General features: G+C 53.3%; 13 protein-coding genes and 1 other annotated feature. Of the genes, 9 read left to right on the forward strand and 4 right to left on the reverse strand.

The window, feature by feature from the left end:
• Positions 1-9: 9 nt before the first annotated feature.
• The 3 genes from FEK47_RS03140 to yefM all read right to left on the reverse strand — a co-directional run bounded on the left by FEK47_RS03140 (position 10) and on the right by yefM (position 1,419).
• Positions 10-834, reverse strand: a complete 825-nt coding sequence (locus FEK47_RS03140) for an SDR family oxidoreductase (RefSeq protein ID WP_135487598.1) — start codon at positions 832-834, stop codon at positions 10-12.
• Positions 835-916: 82 nt separating this feature from the next.
• Positions 917-1,171, reverse strand: a complete 255-nt coding sequence (yoeB, locus tag FEK47_RS03145; RefSeq protein ID WP_000767829.1) for a type II toxin-antitoxin system mRNA interferase toxin YoeB — start codon at positions 1,169-1,171, stop codon at positions 917-919.
• A complete protein-coding gene (yefM, locus tag FEK47_RS03150) occupies positions 1,168-1,419 on the reverse strand; it encodes a YoeB-YefM toxin-antitoxin system antitoxin YefM (RefSeq protein ID WP_001259255.1) in 252 nt (83 codons plus the stop codon). Before yefM ends, yoeB begins: the two co-directional genes overlap by 4 nt.
• A 281-nt stretch (positions 1,420-1,700) precedes the next feature.
• On the opposite strand from yefM, the gene hisL reads away from it, so the two are divergent.
• From hisL to hisIE, 9 genes are all read left to right on the forward strand, one after another.
• Complete coding sequence (gene hisL / locus FEK47_RS03155; RefSeq protein ID WP_001364200.1) at positions 1,701-1,751, forward strand: his operon leader peptide; 51 nt, start codon at positions 1,701-1,703, stop codon at positions 1,749-1,751.
• Positions 1,727-1,850, forward strand: a sequence feature (His leader region). (Overlaps the previous gene by 25 nt.)
• A gap of 46 nt (positions 1,851-1,896) precedes the next feature.
• Positions 1,897-2,796, forward strand: a complete 900-nt coding sequence (gene hisG, locus FEK47_RS03160; protein ID WP_000131782.1) for an ATP phosphoribosyltransferase — start codon at positions 1,897-1,899, stop codon at positions 2,794-2,796.
• A gap of 5 nt (positions 2,797-2,801) precedes the next feature.
• Positions 2,802-4,106 (forward strand): histidinol dehydrogenase, encoded by a 1,305-nt coding sequence (gene hisD / locus FEK47_RS03165; protein WP_135487597.1) that lies wholly within the window; start codon positions 2,802-2,804, stop codon positions 4,104-4,106.
• Positions 4,103-5,173, forward strand: a complete 1,071-nt coding sequence (gene hisC, locus FEK47_RS03170; RefSeq protein ID WP_138183096.1) for a histidinol-phosphate transaminase — start codon at positions 4,103-4,105, stop codon at positions 5,171-5,173. Before hisD ends, hisC begins: the two co-directional genes overlap by 4 nt.
• Positions 5,173-6,240, forward strand: a complete 1,068-nt coding sequence (gene hisB / locus FEK47_RS03175; RefSeq protein ID WP_000080093.1) for a bifunctional histidinol-phosphatase/imidazoleglycerol-phosphate dehydratase HisB — start codon at positions 5,173-5,175, stop codon at positions 6,238-6,240. The genes hisC and hisB overlap by 1 nt, the downstream gene beginning before the upstream one ends.
• Positions 6,240-6,830, forward strand: a complete 591-nt coding sequence (hisH, locus tag FEK47_RS03180) for an imidazole glycerol phosphate synthase subunit HisH (RefSeq protein ID WP_001103560.1) — start codon at positions 6,240-6,242, stop codon at positions 6,828-6,830. Before hisB ends, hisH begins: the two co-directional genes overlap by 1 nt.
• Entirely contained in the window at positions 6,830-7,567 is a 738-nt protein-coding gene (hisA, locus tag FEK47_RS03185) for a 1-(5-phosphoribosyl)-5-[(5-phosphoribosylamino)methylideneamino]imidazole-4-carboxamide isomerase (protein ID WP_000586449.1), read from the forward strand. Before hisH ends, hisA begins: the two co-directional genes overlap by 1 nt.
• Positions 7,549-8,325, forward strand: coding sequence for an imidazole glycerol phosphate synthase subunit HisF (hisF, locus tag FEK47_RS03190; protein WP_000880192.1), 777 nt, complete (start codon positions 7,549-7,551; stop codon positions 8,323-8,325). Before hisA ends, hisF begins: the two co-directional genes overlap by 19 nt.
• The gene (gene hisIE, locus FEK47_RS03195) at positions 8,319-8,930 is read left to right on the forward strand and encodes a bifunctional phosphoribosyl-AMP cyclohydrolase/phosphoribosyl-ATP diphosphatase HisIE (RefSeq protein WP_135487595.1); all 612 of its coding nucleotides are present in this window, start codon (positions 8,319-8,321) and stop codon (positions 8,928-8,930) included. The genes hisF and hisIE overlap by 7 nt, the downstream gene beginning before the upstream one ends.
• Before the next feature lie 158 nt (positions 8,931-9,088).
• On the opposite strand, the gene FEK47_RS03205 is transcribed toward hisIE, so the two are convergent.
• On the reverse strand, positions 9,089-9,382 hold a 294-nt coding region (locus FEK47_RS03205; protein WP_138183098.1), incomplete at its 5' end, for a transposase.

Below are 9,382 nucleotides of genomic sequence, written 5' to 3' on the forward strand. Positions count from 1 at the left end.
CGTGATGGTTTACTCCAGCGGCATTACCAGCGGATCGGGATACTGGTATTCAAATCCCAGTTCATTACAGATCCGACTACCATCAATAATTTTACCTTTGCCGCTGTCCAGGCTATTTCTGAACTGCGGAGGCTCCAGCCCCAGTAAACGGGCCATCTGCGGATAGAAAACATTGCGCGCAGGGTGAGCTGGCGCACATATATTATAGATGTGTCCGCCTTTAGGTGCCTGTAACAACAGTGTGATAGCGCCAATAACATCTTCCAGGTGAACTAAATTCACACCATGTTCACCGTCTGGCGCGGTTTTCCCGGCAAAGAAGCGTCCGGGATGACGCCCTGGCCCGACCAGCCCCGCAAGACGCAAAATATCAACCGAAGTACCAGGTAAGTTATGCAGCCAGTCTTCGAGTTCTTTTAACACTCGTCCACTATGGGTCAGCGGATTACGCGGAGTGGTTTCTTTCACCGTACCTTGTGCGTCGCCATAGACAGACGTTGAGCTGGTAAAAATAATGCGGGGAATACGATGAGCCAGCGCGCTATCCACCAGCTCCTGCACTGCTTGTAAATAGAACTCATCGCCGGGGCCGCTGCGGCGTGCCGGAAGCGTAATCACCAGCGCGTCAGCATCCATCAGGGCATCCAGATCGTCAGAGTCGCAAACTAAATCGGGCTCCATGCGAAGCAGATAGCTATCAATGCCACTCATTTGGGCCGCTTCTACGCCATCTTGTGTAGTTTTACTCCCGGTGACTTGCCAGCCTTTCGCTGAAAGTGACATCGCCAGCGGCATGCCTAACCACCCTAACCCGACAATTGCGACCTTTTTCATCCGTTTTCTCCTGATACACCTTAGATCTATAAGGCTACGCCAGCGTATCAAAACTGACAATTCATTCTATGAATGAATCTCTTCAATAATGATAACGACATGCTGCAATGAGCAGTGAATCGTCAGTAACCGCGTATACCAGACGGTGCTCCTCTGTAATGCGTCGGGACCAGAAGCCTGACAAATTATGTTTCAGGGGTTCTGGTTTCCCCTTACCTTCAAATGGCGTTCTGCGGGTATCTTTGATAAGTTCATTGATTTTTTTAACAATTCGCTTATCTGTTTCCTGCCAGTACAGATAATCATCCCATGATTCCTCAGACCAGATTAGTTTCACTCAATAATGTCCTTTTCCGTTCCTTTGCCTGATTTCAGGCTATCAATTGAGTCCATCAATCTACGGGCGTTAGCGGGGGAACGCAGTAGATAAGCCGTTTCTTCCAGCGAGTTGTATTCTTCGAGTGACATCAGAACACAAGCCTCTCCATTCTGACGAGTAATAAGGATCGGGGCATGATCTTCAACGGCTTTCATCATTGTTGCCGACAAATTCTGACGCGCTTCGCTGTAGCTAATTGTACGCATGTCAATCTCCTCTTTTGTACATTTCATTGTACAATGATGGGCGTTAATTAACTATTTATTAATTAGTTTGTAGATCAAGACATTGTCAGTGTGACGAAAAATCCAGGCTTCGCTAATATGGTGCCGTCAGGTTAGAGGACAGTCCTCTTAGCCCCTCCTTTCCCCGCTCATTCATTAAACAAATCCATCGCCACAAAATATATAAAAAAGCCCTTGCTTTCTAACGTGAAAGTGGTTTAGGTTAAAAGACATCAGTTGAATAAACATTCACAGAGACTTTTATGACACGCGTTCAATTTAAACACCACCATCATCACCATCATCCTGACTAGTCTTTCAGGCGATGTGTGCTGGAAGACATTCAGATCTTCCAGTGGTGCATGAACGCATGAGAAAGCCCCCGGAAGATCACCTTCCGGGGGCTTTTTTATTGCGCGGTTGATAACGGTTCAGACAGGTTTAAAGAGGAATAAGAAAATGACAGACAACACTCGTTTACGCATAGCTATGCAGAAATCCGGCCGTTTAAGTGATGACTCACGCGAATTGCTGGCGCGCTGTGGCATTAAAATTAATCTTCACACCCAGCGCCTGATCGCGATGGCAGAAAACATGCCGATTGATATTCTGCGCGTGCGTGACGACGACATTCCCGGTCTGGTAATGGACGGCGTGGTAGACCTTGGGATTATCGGCGAAAACGTGCTGGAAGAAGAGCTGCTTAACCGCCGCGCTCAGGGTGAAGATCCGCGCTACTTTACCCTGCGTCGACTGGATTTCGGCGGCTGCCGCCTTTCGCTGGCAACGCCGGTTGATGAAGCCTGGGATGGCCCGCTCTCCTTAAATGGTAAACGTATCGCCACCTCTTATCCTCACCTGCTCAAGCGTTATCTCGACCAGAAAGGCATCTCTTTTAAATCCTGCTTACTGAACGGTTCTGTTGAAGTCGCCCCGCGTGCCGGACTGGCGGATGCGATTTGCGATCTGGTTTCCACCGGTGCCACGCTGGAAGCTAACGGCCTGCGCGAAGTCGAAGTTATCTACCGCTCGAAAGCTTGCCTGATCCAGCGCGATGGCGAAATGGAAGAATCCAAACAGCAACTGATCGACAAACTGCTGACCCGTATTCAGGGTGTGATCCAGGCGCGCGAATCAAAATACATCATGATGCACGCACCGACTGAACGTCTGGATGAAGTCATCGCCCTGCTGCCAGGTGCCGAACGCCCAACTATTCTGCCGCTGGCGGGTGACCAACAGCGCGTAGCGATGCACATGGTCAGTAGCGAAACCCTGTTCTGGGAAACGATGGAAAAACTGAAAGCGCTGGGTGCCAGTTCAATCCTGGTCCTGCCGATTGAGAAGATGATGGAGTGATCGCCATGAGCTTTAACACAATCATTGACTGGAATAGCTGTACTGCAGAGCAACAACGCCAGCTGTTAATGCGCCCGGCGATCTCCGCTTCTGAAAGCATTACCCGCACTGTTAACGATATTCTCGATAACGTGAAAGCACGCGGTGATGACGCCCTGCGGGAATACAGCGCGAAGTTTGATAAAACCACGGTTACCGCACTGAAGGTGTCTGCTGAGGAAATTGCCGACGCCTGCGAACGCCTGAGCGACGAGCTGAAACAGGCGATGGCAGTGGCAGTAAAGAATATTGAAACCTTCCACACTGCGCAAAAACTGCCGCCGGTTGATGTAGAAACTCAGCCAGGCGTGCGTTGCCAGCAGGTCACGCGTCCGGTGGCTTCTGTTGGTTTGTATATTCCTGGCGGCTCCGCCCCGCTATTCTCAACGGTATTAATGCTGGCAACTCCGGCACGTATTGCCGGCTGTAATAAAGTGGTGTTGTGCTCACCGCCGCCGATTGCCGATGAAATTCTTTACGCGGCGCAACTGTGTGGCGTGCAGGACGTATTTAACGTCGGCGGCGCACAGGCCATTGCCGCACTGGCGTTTGGTACTGAATCTGTGCCGAAAGTGGACAAGATCTTCGGGCCAGGCAACGCCTTTGTCACCGAAGCAAAACGTCAGGTTAGCCAGCGTCTTGACGGTGCGGCGATCGATATGCCCGCAGGCCCGTCGGAAGTGCTGGTGATTGCTGACAGCGGCGCTACGCCGGATTTCGTGGCTTCTGATTTGCTCTCCCAGGCTGAACACGGCCCGGACTCACAGGTGATTTTACTGACGCCCGATGCTGATATGGCGCGTCGCGTTGCCGAAGCTGTCGAACGCCAGCTGGCAGAACTGCCGAGAGCTGAAACCGCACGTCAGGCACTGAGCGCCAGCCGCCTGATCGTGACCAACGATTTAGCGCAGTGCGTAGAGATCTCTAACCAGTACGGCCCGGAGCACCTGATCATTCAGACCCGCAACGCCCGCGAACTGGTCGATAGCATCACCAGCGCCGGTTCGGTATTTCTTGGTGACTGGTCACCGGAATCGGCAGGTGATTACGCCTCCGGCACCAACCACGTTCTGCCGACTTACGGTTACACCGCCACCTGTTCCAGCCTCGGGCTGGCGGATTTCCAGAAGCGCATGACCGTGCAGGAACTGTCGAAAGAAGGCTTTTCTGTGCTGGCTTCGACCATAGAAACACTGGCCGCCGCCGAGCGCCTGACCGCCCATAAAAATGCCGTTACTTTGCGTGTTAACGCCCTTAAGGAGCAAGCATGAGCACCGTGACTATTACCGATTTAGCGCGTGAAAACGTCCGCAACCTGACGCCGTATCAGTCAGCGCGTCGTCTGGGCGGTAACGGCGATGTCTGGCTGAACGCCAACGAATACCCCACTGCCGTGGAGTTTCAGCTTACTCAGCAAACGCTCAACCGCTACCCGGAATGCCAGCCGAAAGCGGTGATTGAAAATTACGCGCAGTATGCAGACGTAAAACCGGAGCAGGTGCTGGTCAGCCGTGGCGCGGACGAAGGTATTGAACTGCTGGTTCGCGCTTTTTGCGAACCGGGTAAAGACGCCATCCTCTACTGCCCGCCAACGTACGGCATGTACAGCGTCAGCGCTGAAACCATTGGCGTCGAGTGCCGCACAGTGCCGACGCTGGACAACTGGCAACTGGACTTACAGGGCGTTTCCGACAAGCTGGACGGCGTAAAAGTGGTCTATGTTTGCAGCCCCAATAACCCGACCGGGCAACTGATCAACCCGCAGGATTTTCGCACCCTGCTGGAGTTAACGCGCGGTAAAGCGATTGTGGTTGCCGATGAAGCCTATATCGAGTTTTGCCCGCAGGCATCGCTGGCTGGCTGGCTGGCGGAATATCCGCACCTGGCTATTTTGCGCACACTGTCGAAAGCTTTTGCTCTGGCGGGGCTTCGTTGCGGATTTACGCTGGCAAACGAAGAAGTCATCAACCTGCTAATGAAAGTGATCGCCCCCTACCCGCTCTCAACGCCGGTTGCCGACATTGCGGCCCAGGCGTTAAGCCCGCAGGGAATCGTCGCCATGCGCGAACGAGTGGCGCAAATTATTGCTGAACGTGAATACCTGATTGCCGCACTGAAAGAGATCCCCTGCGTGGAGCAGGTTTTCGACTCTGAAACCAACTACATTCTGGCGCGCTTTAAAGCCTCCAGCGCAGTGTTTAAATCTTTGTGGGATCAGGGCATTATCTTACGTGATCAGAATAAACAACCCTCTTTAAGCGGCTGCCTGCGAATTACCGTCGGAACCCGTGAAGAAAGCCAGCGCGTCATTGACGCCTTACGTGCGGAGCAAGTTTAATGAGTCAGAAGTATCTTTTTATCGATCGCGATGGAACCCTGATTAGCGAACCGCCGAGTGATTTTCAGGTGGATCGTTTTGACAAACTCGCCTTTGAACCGGGCGTGATCCCGGAACTGCTGAAGCTGCAAAAAGCGGGCTACAAGCTGGTGATGATCACTAATCAGGATGGTCTTGGAACACAAAGTTTCCCGCAGGCGGATTTCGATGGCCCGCACAACCTGATGATGCAGATCTTCACCTCACAAGGCGTGCAGTTTGATGAAGTGCTGATTTGTCCGCACCTGCCCGCAGATGAGTGCGACTGCCGTAAGCCGAAAGTAAAACTGGTGGAGCGTTATCTGGCTGAGCAAGCGATGGACCGTGCCAATAGTTATGTGATTGGCGATCGCGCGACCGATATTCAACTGGCGGAAAACATGGGCATTAATGGTTTACGCTACGACCGCGAAACCCTGAACTGGCCGATGATTGGCGAGCAACTCACTAAACGAGACCGTTACGCCCATGTAGTGCGCAACACCAAAGAGACGCAAATTGACGTCCAGGTGTGGCTGGATCGCGAGGGTGGCAGCAAGATTAACACCGGCGTTGGCTTCTTTGATCACATGCTGGATCAGATCGCCACCCACGGCGGTTTCCGTATGGAAATCAACGTCAAAGGCGACCTCTATATCGACGATCACCACACCGTCGAAGATACCGGCCTGGCGCTGGGCGAAGCGTTAAAAATTGCCCTCGGCGATAAACGCGGTATTTGTCGCTTTGGTTTTGTGCTACCGATGGACGAATGCCTTGCCCGCTGTGCACTGGATATCTCTGGTCGCCCGCACCTGGAATATAAGGCCGAATTTACCTACCAGCGCGTGGGCGATCTCAGCACCGAAATGATCGAGCACTTCTTCCGTTCGCTCTCATACACCATGGGCGTGACCCTGCACCTGAAAACCAAAGGTAAAAACGATCACCACCGTGTAGAGAGCCTGTTCAAAGCTTTTGGTCGCACCCTGCGCCAGGCCATCCGCGTGGAAGGCGATACCCTGCCCTCGTCGAAAGGAGTGCTGTAATGAACGTGGTGATCCTTGATACCGGCTGCGCCAATCTGAACTCGGTGAAGTCTGCCATTGCGCGCCACGGTTATGAACCAAAAGTCAGCCGTGACCCGGACGTCGTGTTGCTGGCCGATAAACTATTTTTACCCGGCGTTGGCACCGCACAAGCAGCGATGGATCAGGTGCGTGAGCGCGAGCTGTTTGATCTCATCAAAGCCTGTACCCAACCGGTGCTGGGCATCTGCTTAGGGATGCAATTGCTGGGGCGGCGCAGCGAAGAGAGCAACGGCGTCGATTTGCTGGGCATCATCGACGAAGACGTGCCGAAAATGACCGACTTTGGTCTGCCCCTGCCGCATATGGGCTGGAACCGCGTTTACCCGCAGGCAGGCAACCGCCTGTTTCAGGGGATTGAAGACGGCGCGTACTTTTACTTTGTTCACAGTTACGCAATGCCGGTCAATCCGTGGACCATCGCCCAGTGTAATTACGGCGAACCGTTCACCGCGGCGGTACAAAAAGATAACTTCTACGGCGTGCAGTTTCACCCGGAGCGTTCTGGTGCCGCTGGCGCTAAGTTGCTGAAAAACTTCCTGGAGATGTAATGATTATTCCGGCATTAGATTTAATCGACGGCACCGTGGTGCGTCTCCATCAGGGCGATTACGGCAAACAGCGCGATTACGGTAACGACCCGCTACCGCGCTTACAGGATTACGCCGCGCAGGGTGCCGAAGTGCTGCATTTGGTGGATCTGACCGGGGCAAAAGATCCGGCTAAACGTCAAATCCCGCTGATTAAAACCCTGGTCGCGGGCGTTAACGTTCCGGTGCAGGTTGGCGGCGGCGTGCGTAGCGAAGAAGACGTGGCGGCGTTACTGGAAGCGGGCGTTGCGCGCGTGGTGGTCGGCTCCACCGCGGTGAAATCACCAGAAATGGTGAAAGGCTGGTTTGAACGTTTCGGTGCCGATGCCTTAGTGCTGGCGCTGGATGTCCGTATTGACGAGCAAGGCAACAAGCAGGTGGCAGTCAGCGGCTGGCAAGAGAATTCGGGTGTGTCGCTGGAACAACTGGTGGAAACCTATCTGCCCGTCGGCCTGAAACATGTGCTGTGTACCGATATCTCGCGCGACGGTACGCTGGCAGGTTCTAACGTCTCTTTATATGAAGAAGTGTGCGCCAGATATCCGCAGGTGGCATTTCAGTCATCCGGCGGCATTGGTGACATTAACGATGTTGCTGCCCTGCGTGGCACTGGCGTGCGCGGCGTAATAGTTGGTCGTGCATTACTGGAAGGTAAATTCACCGTGAAGGAGGCCATCGCATGCTGGCAAAACGCATAATCCCATGTCTCGACGTTCGTGATGGTCAGGTGGTGAAAGGCGTACAGTTTCGCAACCATGAAATCATTGGCGATATCGTGCCGCTGGCAAAACGCTACGCTGAAGAAGGCGCTGACGAACTGGTATTCTACGATATTACCGCTTCCAGCGATGGCCGTGTGGTAGATAAAAGCTGGGTATCTCGCGTGGCGGAAGTGATCGACATTCCGTTCTGCGTGGCGGGTGGGATTAAGTCTCTGGAAGATGCCGCGAAAATTCTTTCCTTTGGCGCGGATAAAATTTCCATCAACTCTCCTGCGCTGGCGGACCCGACGTTAATTACTCGCCTGGCGGATCGTTTTGGCGTGCAGTGTATTGTGGTCGGTATTGATACCTGGTACGACGGCGAAACCGGTAAATATCATGTGAATCAATATACCGGCGACGAAAGCCGCACCCGCGTTACTCAGTGGGAAACACTCGACTGGGTAGAGGAAGTGCAAAAACGCGGTGCCGGAGAAATCGTCCTCAACATGATGAATCAGGACGGCGTGCGTAACGGTTACGACCTCGAACAACTGAAAAAAGTGCGTGAAGTTTGCCACGTCCCGCTGATTGCCTCCGGTGGCGCGGGCACCATGGAACACTTCCTTGAAGCCTTCCGCGATGCCGACGTTGACGGCGCGCTGGCAGCTTCCGTATTCCACAAACAAATAATCAATATTGGTGAATTAAAAGCGTACCTGGCAACACAGGGCGTGGAGATCAGGATATGTTAACAGAACAACAACGTCGAGAACTGGACTGGGAAAAAACCGACGGACTTATGCCGGTGATTGTGCAACATGCGGTATCCGGCGAAGTGTTAATGCTGGGCTATATGAATCCGGAAGCCTTAGACAAAACCATAGAAAGCGGCAAAGTCACCTTCTTCTCGCGCACTAAACAGCGACTGTGGACCAAAGGCGAAACGTCGGGCAATTTTCTCAATGTGGTGAGTATTGCCCCGGACTGCGACAACGACACGTTACTGGTGCTGGCGAATCCCATCGGCCCGACCTGCCACAAAGGCACCAGCAGCTGCTTCGGCGACACCGCTCACCAGTGGCTGTTCCTTTATCAACTGGAACAACTGCTCGCCGAACGCAAATCTGCCGACCCGGAAACCTCCTATACCGCCAAACTGTATGCCAGCGGCACCAAACGTATTGCACAGAAAGTGGGTGAAGAAGGGGTGGAAACTGCACTGGCAGCAACGGTACATGATCGCTTTGAGCTGACCAACGAGGCGTCTGACTTGATGTATCACCTGCTGGTGTTGTTGCAGGATCAGGAGCTGGACTTAACGACGGTAATTGAGAACCTGCGTAAACGGCATCAGTGAGTTGCAGGCTGTACGTACCAGCGCATCGAGCCTACAAATTCCAAAACACGTAGATACTGTTATGGCCTGCAAGTTTTTTCCTGGTCCGGTTTCCCGGATTGCAGGCATGCCAGACACAGCGCCGTCAGGCGCTGTTTTTTTCATCCCTTCCGCGATTTTTACGCCGCTACCGGATTATGCCGTGACGCATCGAACGGCACCCCTGACTTCAGCACTCCATACGCCACCTGTGACAGCTTGCGCATCATCGCGCCGAGAATCACTTTTCCTTTCTTGCCATTAGCCGCCAGACGGTCGCGGAACGCCCGTCCCCACTCAGTCTTACTGGTGGCTACCATTGCGGGCATATACAACGCCCTGCGAAGCGACACATGTCCGGCTTTACTCAACCGGCTTACCCCTCTCACACTACTGCCTGATTCATAACGCCGAAAAGCGGCGAACTGTCTGGC

This window comes from Escherichia sp. E3659, assembly GCF_005781135.1.
GTDB lineage: Bacteria > Pseudomonadota > Gammaproteobacteria > Enterobacterales > Enterobacteriaceae > Escherichia.